Origin of the sequence: Blautia sp. AF14-40 (genome assembly GCF_003479665.1) — a bacterium.
GTDB classification, from domain to species: domain Bacteria; phylum Bacillota; class Clostridia; order Lachnospirales; family Lachnospiraceae; genus Fusicatenibacter; species Fusicatenibacter saccharivorans.
The window spans coordinates 145,471-164,225 of record NZ_QUHK01000003.1 but is presented as its reverse complement, the minus strand read 5'-3'; the positions used below and the strand labels follow the sequence as shown (position 1 = coordinate 164,225).

General features: G+C 46.6%; 18 protein-coding genes and 2 pseudogenes. 19 read left to right on the top strand and 1 reads right to left on the bottom strand.

Annotated elements, in window-relative coordinates:
- Window positions 1-411 precede the first annotated feature (411 nt).
- From DWW13_RS03930 to DWW13_RS03910, 5 genes and pseudogenes are all read left to right on the top strand, one after another.
- A complete protein-coding gene (locus DWW13_RS03930; RefSeq protein WP_226906300.1) occupies window positions 412-1,125 on the top strand; it encodes a DedA family protein in 714 nt (237 codons plus the stop codon).
- 319 nt (window positions 1,126-1,444) lie between these two features.
- On the top strand, window positions 1,445-1,864 hold the full coding sequence (locus DWW13_RS03925; RefSeq protein WP_118719321.1) for a hypothetical protein: 420 nt from the start codon (window positions 1,445-1,447) through the stop codon (window positions 1,862-1,864).
- Between the two features lie 207 nt (window positions 1,865-2,071).
- Window positions 2,072-2,767, top strand: a complete 696-nt coding sequence (tsaA, locus tag DWW13_RS03920; RefSeq protein ID WP_055220437.1) for a tRNA (N6-threonylcarbamoyladenosine(37)-N6)-methyltransferase TrmO — start codon at window positions 2,072-2,074, stop codon at window positions 2,765-2,767.
- Between the two features lie 114 nt (window positions 2,768-2,881).
- Window positions 2,882-3,022, top strand: a pseudogene (locus tag DWW13_RS03915) (glycoside hydrolase family 2 TIM barrel-domain containing protein); the annotation flags it as partial.
- 20 nt (window positions 3,023-3,042) lie between these two features.
- Window positions 3,043-3,702, top strand: coding sequence for a YkgJ family cysteine cluster protein (locus tag DWW13_RS03910; RefSeq protein ID WP_118719319.1), 660 nt, complete (start codon window positions 3,043-3,045; stop codon window positions 3,700-3,702).
- 110 nt (window positions 3,703-3,812) lie between these two features.
- Here DWW13_RS03910 and DWW13_RS03905 read toward each other — a convergent pair whose 3' ends face one another.
- Window positions 3,813-4,211, bottom strand: coding sequence for a LytTR family DNA-binding domain-containing protein (locus tag DWW13_RS03905; RefSeq protein ID WP_158579744.1), 399 nt, complete (start codon window positions 4,209-4,211; stop codon window positions 3,813-3,815).
- A 410-nt stretch (window positions 4,212-4,621) separates the two neighbouring features.
- Between DWW13_RS03905 and DWW13_RS03900 the strand changes: the two genes are divergently transcribed.
- The 14 genes and pseudogenes from DWW13_RS03900 (at window position 4,622) to DWW13_RS03835 (ending at window position 18,742) form a co-directional block, all read left to right on the top strand.
- Complete coding sequence (locus DWW13_RS03900) at window positions 4,622-5,083, top strand: hypothetical protein (protein WP_147398312.1); 462 nt, start codon at window positions 4,622-4,624, stop codon at window positions 5,081-5,083.
- Between the two features lie 63 nt (window positions 5,084-5,146).
- Window positions 5,147-6,259, top strand: a pseudogene (locus DWW13_RS03895) (UDP-N-acetylglucosamine 4,6-dehydratase family protein); the annotation flags it as partial.
- A complete protein-coding gene (locus DWW13_RS03890) occupies window positions 6,222-7,010 on the top strand; it encodes a tyrosine-protein phosphatase (protein ID WP_118719315.1) in 789 nt (262 codons plus the stop codon). The pseudogene DWW13_RS03895 and the gene DWW13_RS03890, both read left to right, overlap by 38 nt.
- A 26-nt stretch (window positions 7,011-7,036) precedes the next feature.
- Window positions 7,037-7,912, top strand: a complete 876-nt coding sequence (locus DWW13_RS03885) for an immunoglobulin-like domain-containing protein (RefSeq protein WP_118600902.1) — start codon at window positions 7,037-7,039, stop codon at window positions 7,910-7,912.
- 11 nt (window positions 7,913-7,923) lie between these two features.
- Complete coding sequence (locus DWW13_RS03880) at window positions 7,924-9,327, top strand: polysaccharide biosynthesis tyrosine autokinase (RefSeq protein WP_158579743.1); 1,404 nt, start codon at window positions 7,924-7,926, stop codon at window positions 9,325-9,327.
- Window positions 9,328-9,343: 16 nt separating this feature from the next.
- Window positions 9,344-10,840 carry a polysaccharide biosynthesis tyrosine autokinase gene (locus tag DWW13_RS03875; protein ID WP_158579742.1) on the top strand — a complete coding sequence of 499 codons (1,497 nt, stop codon included), beginning with the start codon at window positions 9,344-9,346 and terminating at the stop codon, window positions 10,838-10,840.
- Window positions 10,837-11,460, top strand: a complete 624-nt coding sequence (locus DWW13_RS03870; RefSeq protein ID WP_118719309.1) for a sugar transferase — start codon at window positions 10,837-10,839, stop codon at window positions 11,458-11,460. Before DWW13_RS03875 ends, DWW13_RS03870 begins: the two co-directional genes overlap by 4 nt.
- A gap of 162 nt (window positions 11,461-11,622) precedes the next feature.
- Window positions 11,623-12,741 carry a glycosyltransferase family 4 protein gene (locus DWW13_RS03865; protein ID WP_243025997.1) on the top strand — a complete coding sequence of 373 codons (1,119 nt, stop codon included), beginning with the start codon at window positions 11,623-11,625 and terminating at the stop codon, window positions 12,739-12,741.
- Between the two features lie 145 nt (window positions 12,742-12,886).
- Window positions 12,887-13,876 (top strand): EpsG family protein, encoded by a 990-nt coding sequence (locus tag DWW13_RS03860; protein ID WP_158579741.1) that lies wholly within the window; start codon window positions 12,887-12,889, stop codon window positions 13,874-13,876.
- Window positions 13,873-14,703 carry a glycosyltransferase family 2 protein gene (locus DWW13_RS03855; RefSeq protein ID WP_118719303.1) on the top strand — a complete coding sequence of 277 codons (831 nt, stop codon included), beginning with the start codon at window positions 13,873-13,875 and terminating at the stop codon, window positions 14,701-14,703. Before DWW13_RS03860 ends, DWW13_RS03855 begins: the two co-directional genes overlap by 4 nt.
- Window positions 14,704-14,729: 26 nt before the next feature.
- Complete coding sequence (locus DWW13_RS03850; protein ID WP_173815180.1) at window positions 14,730-15,428, top strand: glycosyltransferase family 32 protein; 699 nt, start codon at window positions 14,730-14,732, stop codon at window positions 15,426-15,428.
- Window positions 15,425-16,624, top strand: a complete 1,200-nt coding sequence (locus DWW13_RS03845) for a glycosyltransferase (RefSeq protein ID WP_118697627.1) — start codon at window positions 15,425-15,427, stop codon at window positions 16,622-16,624. Before DWW13_RS03850 ends, DWW13_RS03845 begins: the two co-directional genes overlap by 4 nt.
- Window positions 16,625-16,626: 2 nt before the next feature.
- Window positions 16,627-17,733 carry a polysaccharide pyruvyl transferase family protein gene (locus DWW13_RS03840; protein WP_118719299.1) on the top strand — a complete coding sequence of 369 codons (1,107 nt, stop codon included), beginning with the start codon at window positions 16,627-16,629 and terminating at the stop codon, window positions 17,731-17,733.
- Window positions 17,726-18,742 (top strand): glycosyltransferase family 2 protein, encoded by a 1,017-nt coding sequence (locus tag DWW13_RS03835; protein ID WP_118719297.1) that lies wholly within the window; start codon window positions 17,726-17,728, stop codon window positions 18,740-18,742. Before DWW13_RS03840 ends, DWW13_RS03835 begins: the two co-directional genes overlap by 8 nt.
- The last annotated feature ends 13 nt before the right edge of the window (window positions 18,743-18,755 follow it).

The following is an 18,755-nucleotide window of genomic DNA, read 5'->3' as shown; positions in this document are numbered from 1 at the left end:
CGGAAAAGTCCTGTGCAAGAAAAAATTATCGTGGGAACTTTAGAAAATTAAGGAAAAAAAGAGCTGAAAATAAAAAAATCTCCTAAAAAGGAGAGAGGCCGGGACTTGTTAGGGCCCCGGCGGTATGAAAAAGAAATCTATCTATTAGAAAGGTTGGCATTGGAGACATGCTTCCAAGGGTGCTTTGCTGTCTCCTGGTTAAAATTTATATAAAAACAATAGAGGTTTGTGTTTGTTTCCTTCGTTGTTGATGAGATTAGTATACGGAAAAATTGTGACCAGAATGTGTACATGAGATAAAGCTTTTCTGAAGAGAAGATGAAAACAAAACAAAGAAAATCTGACGGAATCGTAAACAGAGGAAAGTTTTGGCGGAAAAAGGGGTCATGCAGAGGGGCAGCGGTGCATAGAATGCAGGGGAAGAAGAAAAAGCAGCGATTCTGTGACGCGGAGCAGAGACGGGAAAACGCCGCAGGTCTCAAAACGGTGCGGAGCTGCTGGAACGGAGAAAGCTTGCAGAACGTAATCCTGGATATGGTCAACCGCTTTGGATATGTCGGCGTCCTGATTCTGATTGCCGTGGAAAATGTCTTTCCGCCGATTCCCTCCGAGGTGATTCTGACGTTCGGCGGTTTTCTGACGACATGCACCCGTCTGCATCCGGCGGGCGTTGTGCTGTCATCCACGGCAGGATCGCTTCTCGGGGCGCTGGTTCTCTATGGAGCGGGAACGCTTGTCAGCCCGGAGAGCCTTAGTGAACTGCTCGACAGCCGCCCGATGAAGCTTCTCGGATTTCACGCGGAGGATGCCTGGAAAACGATTACATGGTTTCAGAAGAAAGGCCAGCGGGCCGTTCTGTTCGGCCGATGCATTCCCATCATCCGAAGCCTCATTTCCGTCCCCGCCGGGATGGCACGGATGGAGATGCCGAAATTTCTGCTGTTTACAATCATCGGAAGCACGGTGTGGAACATTCTTCTCGTCGGAACCGGTGCTGCGGTCGGTGCGGCGTGGGAGCAGGCGGCGGGATATGTGAAGATGTATGCAGATATCGTTTTTCTCGTGCTGGCAGCCGGAGCGGTATGCTTTCCGGCGGTGCATTTATATAGGAAGAAACACAAATGAAAAAACGTAAGTTGCATGAAATGAGGGACAAAATGCAAAAAATATACTTGCAATTCGACAGGAAGTGTGCTAATATACACATCAACAAGTAAAAGGGAGTAGCGAAACGCCGCGGGAAACAAAAACGCATCCCGGGTGGGTTTGAAATCGTCAGCCGATGTCGAGAGACGTCCGTATCAAATGAGAACGCAAGACTTTTATTGTGGCAGTCGTCATGATAGGAGTCTTTTTTTATACTCCTGAATACCAAAGACAACATGAACTGCCGGAGCAATCCAAACCGTTGCCAGCGGAACAAAAGTGGCGGAAAGAGGAATGTATGAGCAGCGAGAGAGTGAAAAAAGAATTATACGAAACAGCAATGACCGGAGAAAAGGCACTGACCAGTCTGATGTATGTACAGATGACACTGTACGCAGCCAAAAGCCAGAGAACGTATGCAAAGGTGCGCGGCGAGGGCAGAGCGATGATGCGCCACACAGGGATCCACATGAATCAGTATTTAAGGGCTGCAGGGAATGACCTGGAAAGCTTTCGGATCCGCTTAAAGGAAACGCACCTGCCGGATGAACTTCAGCCGAAGGCGGGAGCGTTTCTGGTTCAGACGGTACATACTTTTGATACGACAGAGAAAAATCAGATGTACCGCCAGGAACTGCTGGGACTGGAAACGAAAGTAAAAGAAATAGCAGAACAGATTGAAGGACTGCTGAAAGGCATGCGGGAACTTGGAGCATAAAGAGGAGAGAACAGGAATCGGAACAGCAAAACGGTTCCTGTTCTTTTTTTGCGGTCATAGGATAGAAAAACGGATTTGCAAATTATGAGAAATCCGTCCTTTTCTGACACTTTTCCGCCAACCGCCGGCTGGCAGGTGGACTTTTTTCCGGCAAAATGTTAGAATAAACCTATTCAAAGTCTGGTAAGGATAAAGGAGAAAACCGTTTTGGCAGAAGAAATTGCAGTGAAAGTGATTGCCCGGATCCACACGGATTTCCCGGAAAAGTTCGGGATTCCGCGGCAGAGCGGGCTGATTGAAGAATTAAAGAGTACGATCGTCTTTGAACCGGAGTTCCGCGATGCGAATGCGCTGCGCGGCATCGAGGAATATTCCCATCTCTGGCTGATCTGGGAGTTTTCCGAGGCTGTGCGCGACACCTGGTCACCGATGGTGCGGCCGCCGCGGCTTGGCGGAAACAAGCGGGTCGGTGTATTTGCAACGCGCTCTCCGTTCCGGCCCAATCCGATCGGGCTTTCTTCGGTAAAGCTGGAGCGTGTGGAGCAGCATCCGGCACTCGGGCCGGTGCTTCATCTATCGGGGGCAGATCTGATGGACGGTACGCCGATTCTGGACATCAAACCGTATCTGCCGCATGTGGACAGCCATGCGGAGGCACTTGGCAGCTTTACGGAAAAGACGAAGGAATACTTTATTCCCGTTGAAATTCCGGATGAGCTGCTGGAAAAAATTCCGGCGGACCGCCGGGAGGCACTGAAAAAAGTGCTGGAGCAGGACCCGCGCCCATCGTATCAGAACAGTGAAGAGCGCGTTTACGGGCTTTCCTTTGCGGGAATGGAAATCAAATTCCAGGTAAAGGACCAGGTGCTGCATGTCGTGGGGGCAGAGCGCGCCGGAACGTAAACCGGCAGGAAAAGCAGGGGGATATACAAGAAAAATGGAGAAGGAGGAAACAAAAGTATGTTATATCCAAGTATGACACCGTCCCGGTTTGTCAGTGACCTTTCGGGCATCTGGGACTTTGCGACGAGCCAGAGTCTCCTGCGCGTGCAGGGCAACAAGAAGGGAATCTTCACCCGCGACCGCAAGCCGAAACTGGCGGCACATTATTTCCGGGAGAGATGGCATCAGATTCCGGATTTTGAGTATAAAAAATAAAGAACAGACAGGAAGAAAGTATGGAACGGAACGTAGATATAGACAAGATTTCAGATGGAAAACGATATGGAGCGAATGATATGGTAAAAGTGGGCTGCGACGACTGCCGCGGATGCTCCGCCTGCTGCCGCGGGATGGGCGACTCGATTGTGCTCGACCCGATGGATCTTTACCGGCTCGAGAGAAAACTCGGCAAAACGATGGAGGAGATTCTGACGGCGGGATATATTTCACTCCGCGTAGTGGACGGTGTGATTCTGCCGCATCTGAAAATGACGGAGCAGTCAGACCAGTGCAGTTTCTTAAATGATGAGGGCCGGTGCAGCATTCACGATGCGCGGCCGGGCTTCTGCCGGATGTTTCCGCTGGGACGGCTGTATGAGAACGGAACATTTTCCTATTTTCTTCAGGTCAGCGAATGTCCGAAGGAGAATAAGACAAAAGTCAAAGTCCGCCGCTGGCTCGACACGCCGGAGCTCGGAAAGTATGAAGCGTTTACGAACGAATGGCATTATTATCTGAAAGAAAAACAGAACGAGGCGTGCCGGACAGAGGATGACGCGCTGCGGCAACAGATCAGCATGGGAATTCTGAAGCTGTTTTATCTGCTTCCGTATGACACAAAGACCGATTTCTATGCGCAGTTTGCGGCGCGGATGGAAGCGGCAGGGAAAAACTGAAAAATAAACAGAAACAGGACAGCAGCCGTTGGTTCGAAAACAGAACCAGCGGCTGCTGTTCTTTGTATCGGTGGAGCAAAGGCTGCAGGACATAGAAAATCAAAATCATATTATAAGCGGCGGGACAGTGTTCTGGCATAAGCGAGGAAGGCTTCGCGGGTTTCACGCTTCCGTCTGCGGCTACAGAAGACGGTCTGTCCGTTTTTCAGCAGAACCTCGCCGGTTGCCTGCACGAGCGCAACGTGGGAGAAATTGATCAGCAGACCTTTTCCGTTGCGGAAAAAACGGCCGGTTGAGACAAGACATACCGTCAGGCCGGCAAATGTGCACCGGGTTGAAAAGTCACCCTGAACGGTATGCAGAATCAGCCGGTGCTGACAGGCCTCCACATAGATGAGATCATCCAGCGGAAACCGGATTCGTTCCGAGGCGCCCTGTGTGATGATGACCGGAATTTCGAGAAGAACCGGATCGTTGGAATTCAATGGAAAAATCAACTCTGAGTACAAAATTACCACCTCCTGAATTACTTACCGTTTGCGTCGATGTGCAGCCGTTCACGTCGAAGCGGTTGTCCGGCGCAGGAAAACATGATACTGTAACTATGAAATCATTACAGGAACGATCATACGATTACAAACTGTAGTTTAGCACATCCATAGGATTTCATTCAAGCCGAAAGGCCTCACTTCTGATAAAATCGTTCGACGAACAGTGACACACCGCGACACCAGAACTCGAAAAAGATCAAAAAAGCAAACTCCATGTAGAAAAAACACAGAAAAGAAAGTGAAAATCGAAAGAAAAGGAGGCATAAGCAGATTGACGATGTGAGATAGATTTGGTATAATATTCCAAAAATAAATATTACATATAACATTACTATAAAAAGAAATACAAAGAGCAGATGGAGAAGATTATGAGAAAAGAAATGGAAGAAATCAGAGAAAAGGTACATACAACAGCAGATGCAGCATTATTCTTATGTTTTCAGGAGCTGAACGGAAGCCATTCCAAAGGTGTGATCCGCCTGCCGCTTCTGCATTACGATGTTCCGTTTGCGGGATACGGGGAAATGCTGCTTCGGATGAACCGGATTTATGATTTGCTCGGTATGCCGGATGCGGGAAGCTGTATGCGAAGCCTGCGGGAAGAAGAAAAAGACGAATGGGAATTTACGGAGGATATGAAAAACCGGCAGGAGACCACGCTTCCGGCCGGAACCGAGCGGATGGTCAGCATTCAGATTCAGTTCCGCCAGCACTGCAGTCTGCAGGGATTTCTGATCTGCGGAAAGCAGAAAGCCGGTTTCCGTTCGGCGCTGGAGCTTTTGTATCTGCTCGAAGACTGTCTGCAGGAGCAGGAAAAACAGGATGCCTGAAAACGGGAGAAGATGTCGAATAGAATGAGAGCGGGAGCTATGAAGGAAGAAAAAAAGATCAGAAAAAAAATTAAAATTGAGGATTTGCTGCCTAGGGATCCGGTCCGCGTCGATCTCGATGCGATTCTCGATTATGTCCAGGGGAAAGCGGTTCTTGTGACGGGAGGAGGAGGCTCCATCGGCAGCGAGATCTGCCGACAGTTAGCTGGCCACGGTGTCGGTCATCTGATCATTTTTGATATTTATGAAAACAATGCATACCAGATCCAGAAATCGCTGGAATGGGAGTTCCCGAGGCTTCACATGACGGTGCTGATCGGTTCGGTGCGGGATGAACGGCGGCTGCAGTCGATGTTTTCCCGTTACCGGCCGGATATCGTCTTTCACGCAGCGGCGCACAAGCATGTGCCCCTGATGGAGGACAGTCCGAACGAGGCGATCAAAAATAACGTGATCGGAACCTTAAAGACGGCGCGCACGGCAAGCCGGTATCACGTAAAAAAATTTATTCTGATTTCGACAGACAAGGCGGTCAATCCGACGAACATCATGGGAGCGAGCAAACGGCTCTGCGAGATGGTGATTCAGATGATTGGAAAACACAGCACCACGGAGTTTGCGGCGGTGCGCTTTGGAAATGTACTTGGCAGCAACGGCAGCGTCATTCCGCTGTTCCGCCGCCAGATTGAGCACGGCGGGCCGGTGACGGTGACGCATCCGGACATCATCCGTTATTTTATGACGATTCCGGAGGCGGTCAGTCTGGTGCTCGAGGCGGGCGCGTATGCGAAAAACGGCCAGATTTTTGTCCTGAACATGGGAGATCCTGTCCGAATTGCGGACCTTGCGAAAAACATGATCCGCCTTTCCGGGTATGAGCCGGGAGTGGAAATCGAGATCAAGTACATTGGCCTGCGGCCGGGCGAAAAGCTGTATGAGGAGCTGCTGATGAATGAGGAGGGGATGCAGACGACAGAAAACACCCGCATTTTTATCGGCCGGCAGATTGCTTTTGATGAGACGGTATTCCGAAAACAGATGAAAGAACTCGAGCGGGCGGCGGAAAACGAATGTCCGGACATCTGCGAGAGGGTAAAGAGAATGGTGCCGGAATATCAGTACGAAGGAGAAAAGAAGCATGACGGACCTTCATATACATATTCTGCCGGGGGTTGACGACGGTTCCCCGAATCTGTCCACATCCCTTGAGATGGCGGAAATTGCGGCAAAGAGCGGAGTGCGTATCCTTGCTGTGACACCGCATGCAAACCAGACGGGAATCGAGGGCGTGGAGGATGGGTATGTCAATTACGATTCGGAGCAGCTTTTGGAGCTGTTTTACCGTCTGGAACAGGAAATCCGGAAGGAACACATCCCGGTCAGTCTGGTGCGCGGCATGGAAATTATGAGCATCGGGCCGCTTAACGAAAAAATCAAAGAGAGAAAGCTGATACCGCTTCATGAAAGCCGCTATTATCTGATCGAGGTGCCGTTTGACATGGCACCGGACGGGATCAGAAGGCGGCTGATGGAATTTCCGGCCATGGGAAAGATCCCGGTGCTGGCACATCCGGAGCGGTATTTCTGCGTGCAGGATTCGCCGGAGCTTCTGTATGAGTTCCGGGAAATGGGCGCAGTTCTGCAGATGAACAAAGGAAGCGTATTTGGAAGATTTGGAAAAGAAGCAGAGCGGACAGCACAGTATCTGCTGGAAAACCGTCTGGCAGGCTGTGCGGCAAGCGATGCCCACCGCGCCAATTACCGGACACCGGACATGAGACCGATCCGGGAAATTCTGTCGAAGTGGTACGGCGAATCGTATGCGGAGCTTCTGCTGAAGGTAAATCCAAGGAGAATTCTGGAGAACCGGCTGGTTCTGTATGAGCCGTCTCCGGAACGAAGGCGGAAAAGACGCTGGTTTGTCTGAAAAACGAAAGGAGACATCAAAAGGATATGCACAAAATGAGAGCGGCTGTTCTGATTTTATTTCTTGCCTCATCGCTCGCGTTTGGCGGGTGCCTGATGCGGCAGCGAACCGGAAAAGACGGGAAAGGGCCAGAGATTTCAATGGATAACAGTGAAATTTCGGTCAGTATCCACGCGGATGAGGCGGAGCTTCTGTCCGGCGTGACGGCGTACGATGCGAAGGACGGCGATGTGACGGATTCGCTTGCGGTAGAACATATTTCCAACTTTATCGAAAAAGGGCGGCGGAAAATCAGCATCGTTGCCTTTGATTCGGACAACAATGTCACCCACGCGGAACGGGAAATGGTCTATAACGACTATACATCGCCGGTCTTTTCTCTGGATGGGCCGCTCCGGTTCAGTGTGAATGCAGATGACCTGACGGAAGGACTTTCCGCAGAGGACTGTCTGGATGGAACGATTACGGACCGCATCCGGCTCTCGTATCAGGATGAGATCAGCAGCACGCCCGGGCTGTATCAGGTAACGTATTCTGCTGCCAACCGTGCCGGTGATGTGACGAGTCTTCCGGTGACAGTGGAACTCTACGACCCGGCGGAGGAGAGCGGAAAGCCGCAGATTACCTTAAGCGAGTATCTGATCCATCTGGAACTGCAGCAGGCGTTCGATCCGAAGGATTATCTGGAGCAGGTGAATGTGGATCAGATGACGTATGAAAAAGGAGAGGACGATGAACTTCACGCGGTTTCCGCGGAAGACAAGATCCTTGGGGAAGAAAAACTTTCCATAGAGAATCCGGTTGACACCGGAAAGGAAGGTGTCTATGAAGTAACGTATACTGTGACATCGGAGGAGGGACAGACAAGCTCCATCCGCCTGATTGTCTGCGTCAATGAATGAGGAGGTTCCAGATGGGAGAATACGACAGAACAGGAAACGGACAGAACGGCGAAGCAGACTGGGATCTTCGGAGCATTCTGTGTGATATGGCAAAAAACTGGTGGATCATCCTTCTGATTGCCTGTTCGGCGGCGATGATAACCTACACGGTGCTGACGGCAGTCCATCGGGATCAGTACACGGTGAAAACCACGTTTGCCGTGATGGGGCGCGGCGAGAATGCAAATGCAGCATCGAGCCTTTCTTCGACGTATGAGATGACGCAGAAATTTCAGGCGATTCTGGAAAACAATATTTTAAAGAAAAAAGTGATGGAGGAGCTGGGATGCTCATCCTTTCCGGCGGACATGAGCGCTTCAATTGTGCCGGAATCCAATTTAATGGAGCTTTCCGTGACAGCCGATTCGCCGGAAACAGCCTTTCGGGTACTGCGGTCGGTGCTGAAGAATTACACAACCATTTCAGATTATATTATTCCCAATGTAGTATTGGAGACACTGCAGCAGCCGCAGGTTTCCGGCAATCCGTCGAACCGGATTCCGACGGAAAAGTACGCTGCAATGGCATTTCTGGCGGCCGCGCTTGGTACGGCGGCGCTGGTGGGCTTCTTTTCCTTTCTGCGGGATACCGTCAAAAATGAAACGGAATTTGGCCGCAAGATTGATGCGGATCTGCTGGGAACCGTGTACCATGAAAAAAAGAGGAAAAACAGCTCCATGCTGATCACGAATCCGGCGCGGAGCTTTCCCTATGTGGAATCCCTGAAGCGCATTGCTTCCCGTGTGCGCGGAAGACTCGACCGGAGAGGGGGAAAAGTGCTGCTGGTGACCAGTGTGGCGGAAAATGAAGGAAAGTCGACGCTTGCCGCCAATCTGGCGCTTGCCATTTCAGAGGAACAGAACCGTGTCCTTCTGCTGGACTGTGATTTTCGTCAGCCGGCGCTGTATAAGATTTTTGAACTTCCGCAAAAGGCCGGAAAAGATTTCGGACAGGTAGCAGTCGGAAAGGAGTCGGCGTCCAGCGTTTTTGAAAAATACAAGGACACGAATGTTTACATGGGCATCTGCCGGGAACGGCTGGAGGAACCGTCGGAAGCAGTCGGCGGTGAAATTTTCCGGCGGATTCTGGATACATGCCGGACAAACATGGATTATATTATTCTGGATACGCCGCCGATGGGCGCGGCCGCGGATGCGGAGGAGCTTGTGGAGCTGGCTGATGGTGCGGTTCTTGCCGTTCGGCAGGACGGCGTGCTGACACGGGACATCAACGATGCCATCGACGCGCTGAACCAGAAAGAAGAAAAGGTCATCGGCTGTGTGTTCGGCAATGTTTATCCGGGATTCGGCGAGCGGATCGGAGGCAGCTATGGTTACGGTTACGGATACGGCGCCTATAGCAGGGCAGAACGATGAGAGGGAGCAAAAGAGCATGAACAGAGAAACGTATGAAACCTATTCCGCAGCGGAACCAGAGAAAATAGATCTGATCGCCTTTCTGGCGGAGTATTTCCAGGCGTTCCAGAAATTTTTCTTTGGTGTGCTGGCACTTGTAATCCTTGCAGGAGGCGGCTCCTTTCTGACGGCAAAGCTGCGGTATCAGCCGGTCTATGAGGCATATACATCGTTCGTGGTCGGATCGAACCGTGCGGTCGGTTATTCTTATTACGATAATGTAACGGCAGAGCAGCTTGGAAAGACCTTTCCGTATCTTGTGACAAGCGGCGTACTGAAGGATGTTGTAGCGCGGGATCTTGGAATCGGGGCGGTGACATCAGAAATTCAGGCGAGCGTGATGGAAAATACCAATCTTTTTACTATCCGTGTGCAGGACGCGTCACCGGAGGCGGCGTATCGGGTGATGAAATCCGTTATCACGAATTATCCGGAGGTGGCAGAGTATATCATTGGTGCGACGACACTGACGGTGGTGGATGAAAGCGGTGTTCCGGCAGTGCCGGTTAACAGCCAGGATGCGTTGCGGGCCGGCACGTATGGTGCAGCAGCAGGAATTGCAGCGGCCTTCCTGCTGCTGTTCCTCTATGTGAGAACAAGAAAAACCATCCGTTGGGCGGATGATATTAAGAAGCTGACGAATGCGGCATTCCTTGGAAATCTGCCGCAGGCGAAGATAAAAAAAAGAAGCAGCGTAAAGGAACAGACCATTACCATCTGCAATCCAAAAGTGCCGGATGCCTTCAAAGAGGCGGTGCAGCTGATCCGGACAAGGACGGAGGACAGAATAATTGGAAAAAGTGACTGTCCGGTCCTTCTTGTGACGAGTGCCGTGCCGGGGGAGGGAAAGACGACGGTTGCCGTGAACCTGGCGGAGGCGTTCGCGAAGAAGAAATACCGCGTAGTACTGCTGGACGGAGATCTGCGGAATCCTTCGGTGATGAAGTGTATGGGACTGATCGGACGGAAAGAGCGTGGAATTGCTGCCGTGCTGAAGGGACAGATGGATTGGGAGGAGGCACTTACCGACTGCCGGGATCTGACGCTGAAAATCCTGCCGGGAGCGGGAAGCACGCAGAATCCTGCAGGGCTGCTGCGCTCGGTACGGATAAAGACCATGATCGAAAGCCTGAAAGAAGAGGCCGATCTTCTGATCATCGACACGCCGCCGTGCGGAGTGCTTTCGGATGCGGCACTGTTCGGCGGAATTGCCGACGGAGCAGTTCTCGTGGTACATCAGGGAACAACGAAAGACCGGGAAGTCCGGCGCGCGCTGGAATTTTTCGAGGATTCGCAGATTCCGGTCTGCGGCTATGTGCTGAACGGTGTGCAGGAGGGCACGACGGGCTACGGATACAGCAGCTATGGCAGCTACGGGTATGGAAAATATGGTTACGGAAAGTACGGCTATGGGAAAGAGAAGGAACGCCGGAACAGTGACCGGACAGCAAGGGAGCAGGGAGAAAAAGCATGAGGGAGAAGAAAAAAGGAGTTTATCAAAAGTATCTGAAAAATCTGTTGGACCGTCTGCTGGCGCTTGTGGGAACGGCAGCATTATCGTGGCTGCTGCTGGGAGTCGGCATTGCAGTCCGCCTGGATTCTCCGGGACCGGTGCTGTTCCGGCAGAAGCGGGTGGGCCGGAACGGGCAGTATTTTTACATATACAAGTTCCGCACGATGCGCATCGACACGCCGCATGATATGCCGACACATCTGCTGAACCATCCCGATCTCTTTATCACAAGAGTCGGACGATTTCTCAGGAAAACATCCCTCGATGAGCTGCCGCAGCTCTTCAATATTTTAAAAGGCGACATGGCGCTCGTCGGTCCGCGTCCGGCGCTCTGGAATCAGGAGGATCTGATCTCTGAGCGGGAGCGGTACGGCGCAAACAGTGTCCGTCCGGGCCTCACCGGCTGGGCACAGATCCATGGGCGGGATAAACTTCCGATCCGGGAGAAAGCGGAACTGGACGGATATTATGTGCATCACATTGCATTAGGAATGGATCTCGAATGCCTCTGTAAGACAGCCGGCGCGGTACTGCGGCAGGAGGGAATTCATGAGGGAATGATGGAAAACAGATGGCAGTAAATGGGGAAGAGAGAAGAAAAAAGTAAAAGCAGAGTGGATGCTGTCGAAAACGAAAGAAAATTACTGGAAAATAATGAGAAAAGTAATTGCATATTAATGGAGAAATGATACAATTTATAAAAGAAATAATGAAATAAGTAATTAAATGATGCGGGATATTACATGAAACGGGAAAGAGCAATGAAAAAACGACTTCTGATTGTAACAAACCATTCGTATATGTTCTGGCAGTTTCGAAGAGAACTGGCGGAAGCATTGCAGAAAGAGTATGAAGTGATTCTGGCGATGCCATTTGTCGGGAATGAAGAAGATTTCCAGAACATGGGAATCCAGTGCATTCCAATATCCATGAACCGCCGTGGGGTGAATCCATTTACGGAAGCAAAGCTGCTATGGGATTATGAGCGTCTGCTGAAAAAAGTGAAACCAGATCGTATACTCACCTATTCCATAAAACCGAATATCTACATAGGCCTGCTCAGCGGCCGAAAGCAAATTCCGTATTATGCCAATGTACAGGGGTTGGGAACAGCATTTCAAAAACCAGTCTTAACTGGGCTTGTTACAATTTTATATCGAAAAGCGTTCCAAAAAGTGAAATACGTCTTTTTTGAAAACAAAGAAAATGCCAGTGAATTTTGTAAAAGAAAAATCATATCCGCCGATCGCCAGATCGTCCTGGCCGGAGCAGGAATTAATCTGGAAAGATACAAAATGCAGCCTTATCCGAAGCACACACGAATCCATTTCCTGTATCTTGGACGAATTATGAAAGAAAAAGGAATCGACGAACTGTTTTATGCCGTCCGGCATCTGAAAAAAGAAAACGAAAACTTTGTCCTTGATCTGGTTGGTTTTTTTGAAGATGAATACAAAGAGCAGGTAAAAGAACTGGAAAAACACAGCATCGCCCATTTCTACGGCTTTCAGTCGGATCCACGTCCGTTTTACATAGAAGCAGACTGCATAGTGCTCCCCAGTTACCATGAAGGAATGAGCAATGTCATTTTAGAAGCCGCCGCCACAGGCCGCCCAGTCATCACAAGCAATATTCCGGGGTGCAGGGAGAGCGTAGAAAATGGGAAAAGCGGTCTGCTGGTTGAGGTAAAAAATAAAGAGATGCTGTATGACGCAATGAAAGAGATGCTGCATTGCAGCAGAGAAGAACGAGAGCAGATGGGACAGGCGGGGAGAGAGAAGATGGAGAGAGAGTTTCGGAAAGAAGTTGTGGTGGAGAAAACAGTGCAGAGTCTGCGAGAGGATGAAAAAAGAGACTTTTAGTAAAACAAAAGGAGGGATGTGAAAGATGTCCATAACGAACTATTGGTTTCAATTAATTTGGATTTTGACAGCAGGGATAATTCTGACAAGATTTCTGCCGAAAAAGCAGGAGATCGTTATGGGAAGGATCGAAGAAAGATGGCAGATGGCACCGGCGGTGCTGCTGGTGATTCCGTACATAATAGCAGCAGCATTACGATCTGATAATTTTGGAGACACCTATGCATACCGGAGAGTTTTCAGCGAAGCACCGAATAGGATAGCTGAGCTCCCATTCTATCTTCAGGGAATAAAAAAAGATAAAGGTTTTTCCGTTTTCATGGTGGTTTTAAAAAGCTTTATTGGAAATTCATCTGTTTGTTTTTTTCTGATCATAGCTGCAATACAAATGTTATGCATGGCATTTATCTACCGGAAATATAGTGAAAACTATTGGATGAGTATATTTATTTTTGTTGCAGGAACGGATTACATGTCCTGGTGTCAGAATGGTATTCGCCAGTTTTTGGCAATTGCAATTATTATGGCGGGATTTCCATTGCTTCTGAAAAGAAAATATGTATCACTGACAGTAATTATCCTGTTAGGGGCAACGTTCCATGCGTCAGCGCTTCTTATGGTACCGATTATCTTTATTGTGCAGGGGAAAGCATGGAATAAAAAGAGTGTGCTGTGTATTTTAGGATGCATTTTAATACTGATATTTGTAAACAGGTTTACAGATGGGATGAACGATGCGCTGTCAAATACACAGTATTCTAATATGGTAACGGACTGGAAAGAGTGGGAGGATAATGGAACCAATCCAATCAGAGTATTCGTCTATTCTATTCCTATGATTTTTTCTGTGGTTGGACGCAGGCAGATCAAAGAAGCGGATAACCCGGTAATTAACATTATGACAAACTTCTCAATCTTAACAAGTGGAATTGCAGTTGTATCGATGAAAACTTCCGGTATATTCATAGGACGGCTGATTTCCTATGGATCTGTGTATTCTGCGTCCATTTTGCTTCCCTGGGAAATGGAAAATATTTTTACAGAGAATTCGGCGAAAATTATAAAAAGTGCTGCTGTTTTGGGATATATTGGATTCTTTTATTATCAGATGCATTTTATATGGGGGCTTATATGAAAAATCCAGAGATCAGTGTAATTATGGGAATGTATAACTGTGCGGATACGCTGTCAGAAGCAATTGAGTCGATTTTAAACCAGACAATGAAAGAATGGGAGTTGATTATGTGCGATGATGGATCATCCGATGCAACGTACGAAGTGGCAGAGCTTTATATGAAAAGATATCCGGAAAAAATGATTTTACTGAGAAACAGAGAAAACAGGGGACTTAATTATACCTTGAACCGATGTCTGAAAGCGGCCAAAGGAAAGTACATTGCAAGAATGGACGGGGATGATATCTGTCTGCCGGAACGATTTGCGGCTGAATATGAAACATTGGAAACAGAGAAAACAATTTCAATCGTAAGCACAGATATGGGATATTTTGATCAAACAGGAATATGGGGAAAGATAAGTCATCCGGAATATCCAAAGAAAAAGGATTTTCTGTATGGATCTCCGTTTTGCCATGCACCATGTATGGTAAGAAAAGAAGCATACGATGCAGTGGCTGGATACACAGAGAAAAAAAGTATTTTACGGGTAGAAGATTATCATTTATGGATAAAAATGTATGAGGCGGGATACAGAGGTAAAAATATTCCAAAACAGCTTTATCTCATGCGGGATGACAGAGCAGCATATAAGAGAAGAAAGCTTCGATACAGAATAAATGAGGCCTACGTAAAAGGAATAGCGGTCCGAAAACTGGGGCTGCCGATAAGCGGATACCTATGTACGATGCGGCCAATTCTTGTGGGAATTTTGCCAGAGAAAGTCTATGACTATTTTCATAAAAGAAAATTAGAAAGCAATGCAAGAATGATAGCCAGTGAATAAAAGGTGTGATAGAAAGGGATGGATACATGATACCGAAGAAAATACATTATTGTTGGTTTGGGAAAGGGAAGAAATCCCGATTAGCTTTAAAGTGCATAGAAAGCTGGCATCAGTATTGCCCGGACTATGAAATGATCGAATGGAATGAAGAAAATTTTGACATAGACATGAATGGATATACACGAATGTGCTATGCGGAAAAAAAGTATGCATATTTAAGCGATTATGTCAGACTTTGGGCGGTGGAAAAGTATGGAGGGATCTATTTGGATACAGACGTGGAAGTGATTCGGCCACTGGAAAAGCTATTGCAGGAAGATGCATATTTCGGATTTGAAAATAAGCGGTATGTAAATACGGGACTGGGCTTTGGGTCCATTGCGCATGGAACAGTAATTCAGGCGATGCTGAAAGAATATGATGTGCTGTTGGATGGAAAGAATGGAGTAAGAATGTGTCCGGAACTGAATACAAAAGCATTGACAGCATTAGGCTTAAAACAGAATGGGCAGAAACAAAAAGTATGGGAAGCGGCAGTGTATCCGGTGAATGTTTTGAATCCATATGACAGTGCAACGGGAAAGTTGGAAAAAACAGCAGATACGGTTTCTATTCACTGGTACGCGGCATCCTGGATGAACAAGACACAAAAATTACGAGGGAAGATAACAAGACCGATTCATAGGATTTGGGGAGTAGATGTATTTAAGAGGTTTCGAATATGAAGAGAACAATGTTAATTGTATCACATGCATTGGAATTGGGTGGTGCGGAAAGAAGTCTGATAGGATTTTTAGAAGCACTGGATGAAAGCAAATGGGAAATAGATCTTTTTTTGCTTCGTCAGGAAGGAGAATTAATGGATGCGATTCCGGATAAAGTTCATCTGCTTCCGCAAAAAGCTGCGTATACAGTTTTGGCGCACCCAATGAAGGCAACTTTAAAAGAGGGACATGTTTTATTAACAATGGCAAGGCTATATGGAAAAACAGCGGCGGTGATTTATGATCATAAGCATAATTACCGAGATAGTGATGTGAACTTAGAATATAGCCATAAATATACCAGCCCTTTTATGCCGCGAATACAACCCCAAAAGGAGTATGATCTGGCGGTAAGTTTTCTGACACCACATTATATTGTAACGAAGAAAGTAAATGCCAAGAAAAAGATCGCATGGATCCATACGGACTATTCCCAGGTGCAGATTGATATTTTATCCGAAACAAAAATGTGGAAGGCATATGATTATATCGCATCTATCTCAGAGGCAGTTACAAAAGAATTTTTGAAGAAATTTCCTACATTAAAAAATAGAATGATATTGATAAAAAATATTTTGCCGGAACAGCTCATCAAAAGACAGGCAGAAAGTTTTTCGGTGGAAAAAGAAATGAATGCATCGGGGATAAAAATATTGTCAATTGGCAGATTCTGCTATGCTAAAAATTTTGATAATGTGCCGGATATCTGTCGGCAAATCAGGCAGAATGGATTGGAAGTAACCTGGTATTTAATTGGTTTTGGAAAAAATGAAAAGCAAATCCGTAAAAGAATATGTGAGACAGGAATGAAACAATATGTAAAAATTCTGGGGAAAAAAGAGAATCCATATCCATATATCAGGGCGTGTGATGTTTATGTGCAGCCATCAAGATATGAGGGGAATTGTGTAGCTGTAAGGGAAGCTCAAATGCTTGGAAAACCGGTGATTATTACGGGATATCCAACAGCAGAAAGTCAGCTGAGAAACGGAATAGATGGAATCATAGTGCCGCTGGAAAACAGAGCGTGTGGAGAAAAAATCAGTGAAATATTACGGGAACCGAAACGGCTTGAAAAGCTGGTGCAGGAGTGCAGGAAAAAGGATTATTCTAACAGGCAGGAAATCAACAAAATAGAGTGTATTTGCAGAGGATAGAAATGAGAATACGAATTATCACTTGCCATGATGTATATAATGCAGGCGCAAGCTTACAGGCATATGCATTAATGCAATATTTGAAAGACTGCGGTCATGAGGTAAAAATTATTGACTATAAGCCGGACTACCTAAGCAGGCATTATAGTCTGAAAGCGGTAAATAATCCAGAATATGACAGGGCAGGAATTCGAGAGATTTATTTGCTGGTGAAGATGCCAGGAAGAATAAAAAAATTATTCAGTAAAAGAAAATATAGATTTGATGCTTTCCGGAAAAATGCGTTAGAACTGACAGATACAACATATAGAACGTGTGAAGAACTAAAAAATATAGAAGAAGCAGACCTGTATCTGGCAGGGAGCGATCAGATATGGAATCCAATCTTTCCAAATGGAAAAGATCCTGCATTCTTTCTGCAATTTACGGAAAAGGGAAGAAGGGCATCGTATGCGGCGAGTTTTGCAGTTGATGCGTTAAAAGAAGAAGACCGACAGCGTATGAAGGAATGGCTTAAATCCTTTGATGCTGTTTCGGTCAGAGAGCAGACAGGAGCTGCATTGGTGAAGCAAATGGGACTTCAGTCTCAAAGAAATTGTGATCCCGTTTTTTTGCTGAAACAGTGTCAGTGGAAAAAAATATTGCCGGAAACAGAGACGAATAAAAAGTATGTGCTGCTTTATGATTTTGATAAAAACTGCGTGGCAGAGGAAATTGCGGAAAAAATTTCTAAAAAAACAAAAACAGAGATCTGGTCGGTTTTTAAAACAGAAATCTGTGACAAAGTATGTGCAGATATTGGGCCGTTGGAATTTGTAAATTTAATTTTAAATGCGGAAGCTGTAGTTTCTAATTCATTTCATGCAACAGCGTTTGCATTAATTTTCCATAAAGAATTTTTTGTGATCGAAAGAAAAGAACGTATCAATACGCGGATGAATGATTTATTGAAAGTATTTGGAGTGGAGGACAGGAAGATGGATCATGTGAAAAAACTGCAGACAGCAAAAAAGATAAACTGGCAAAGGATCGAGTCCATCCTGCAGAAAGAGAGGAAAGAAGCAGAAGAATATTTAGCGAAAATAACAGGAGAAAAGAAAAATGAATAGGCCGATAATATCTGTTGTTATCCCCGTTTATAACGTCGAAGCCTACATAGAACGTTGTGTAAACAGCGTGCAGAATCAAACGGTAGAAAATATAGAAATCATATTGATTGATGATGGATCACCGGATCAGAGTCCGGTTTTATGCGATCAATATGCGGAAAAAGATAGAAGAGTGCGAGTGATTCATAAAAAAAATGGAGGACTTGCGTCTGCAAGAAACAGGGGAATAACAGTGGCAACTGGAAAATATATTTTCTTTTTGGACAGTGATGACTGGCTGGAAAAAGACGGTCTGCAGCAGCTCTATGAGCTGGCGCAGAAATATCAGGTAGATTTCGTCAGATATAGAGCATTTCGGACAGAATGGCCAGGGATGGAAAGAAATGTTCCATGTCGAGTGGAAACAGTAAGAGAAATGCAGGGAGGAATTTATGATAGAAAGAGAATTTTACAAGAAATATATCCAAGACTGCTGGCTACGAGGCAATTAACTTTGGGACCTGTTGTTGGAGCATGGGGAGCATTGTATAGAACGGATTTTTTGAAGAAAAATCAGATATTTTTTTTCGAAGAGATTAAGTTTAGTGAAGACATCCTTTTCAGTGCAAAAGTGATTTTATGTACACAAAAATTTTACTATAAAGAAGAAGCCGGAATTTATCATTACTGGTATAATCCAGATTCTATTTCGAAATCATTTCGAGAGGGAAGATGGGAATCGTGTAAGAAAATAATAGAACATGCAGAGATAGAATTCAAAAATAGAAAAGAGTATTGTTTTGAGCAGCAATTGAACTGGCTGACATGGTTTGTTATATTAGTCGGACTGAAGGAAAGAGGTAAAATGACAGACAGGAGTGAGAGAAAAGTGTATTGTAGGAAACTACTGAACGATCCTGTAGTGAGAAGATGTCCATTAAAAATACAGGAATTTGATGTGCCCGAAAAACAAAAAATATTGTTGTATATGATAAAGAAAAACTGGTGGTGGATATTCAGCCTGATTTAAAGGGAGGTTGAAA

Coding starts and splice junctions, on each gene's coding strand:
- DWW13_RS03890 (WP_118719315.1), top strand. CDS start 6,222: ATGACGGACCTTCATATACATATTCTGCCGGGGGTTGACGACGGTTCC.
- DWW13_RS03880 (WP_158579743.1), top strand. CDS start 7,924: ATGGGAGAATACGACAGAACAGGAAACGGACAGAACGGCGAAGCAGAC.
- DWW13_RS03930 (WP_226906300.1), top strand. CDS start 412: ATGCAGGGGAAGAAGAAAAAGCAGCGATTCTGTGACGCGGAGCAGAGA.
- DWW13_RS03855 (WP_118719303.1), top strand. CDS start 13,873: ATGAAAAATCCAGAGATCAGTGTAATTATGGGAATGTATAACTGTGCG.
- DWW13_RS03840 (WP_118719299.1), top strand. CDS start 16,627: ATGAGAATACGAATTATCACTTGCCATGATGTATATAATGCAGGCGCA.
- DWW13_RS03875 (WP_158579742.1), top strand. CDS start 9,344: ATGAACAGAGAAACGTATGAAACCTATTCCGCAGCGGAACCAGAGAAA.
- DWW13_RS03835 (WP_118719297.1), top strand. CDS start 17,726: ATGAATAGGCCGATAATATCTGTTGTTATCCCCGTTTATAACGTCGAA.
- DWW13_RS03860 (WP_158579741.1), top strand. CDS start 12,887: ATGGCACCGGCGGTGCTGCTGGTGATTCCGTACATAATAGCAGCAGCA.
- DWW13_RS03870 (WP_118719309.1), top strand. CDS start 10,837: ATGAGGGAGAAGAAAAAAGGAGTTTATCAAAAGTATCTGAAAAATCTG.
- DWW13_RS03865 (WP_243025997.1), top strand. CDS start 11,623: ATGAAACGGGAAAGAGCAATGAAAAAACGACTTCTGATTGTAACAAAC.
- DWW13_RS03850 (WP_173815180.1), top strand. CDS start 14,730: ATGATACCGAAGAAAATACATTATTGTTGGTTTGGGAAAGGGAAGAAA.
- DWW13_RS03910 (WP_118719319.1), top strand. CDS start 3,043: ATGGAACGGAACGTAGATATAGACAAGATTTCAGATGGAAAACGATAT.
- DWW13_RS03885 (WP_118600902.1), top strand. CDS start 7,037: ATGCACAAAATGAGAGCGGCTGTTCTGATTTTATTTCTTGCCTCATCG.
- DWW13_RS03845 (WP_118697627.1), top strand. CDS start 15,425: ATGAAGAGAACAATGTTAATTGTATCACATGCATTGGAATTGGGTGGT.
- DWW13_RS03900 (WP_147398312.1), top strand. CDS start 4,622: ATGAGAAAAGAAATGGAAGAAATCAGAGAAAAGGTACATACAACAGCA.
- DWW13_RS03925 (WP_118719321.1), top strand. CDS start 1,445: ATGAGCAGCGAGAGAGTGAAAAAAGAATTATACGAAACAGCAATGACC.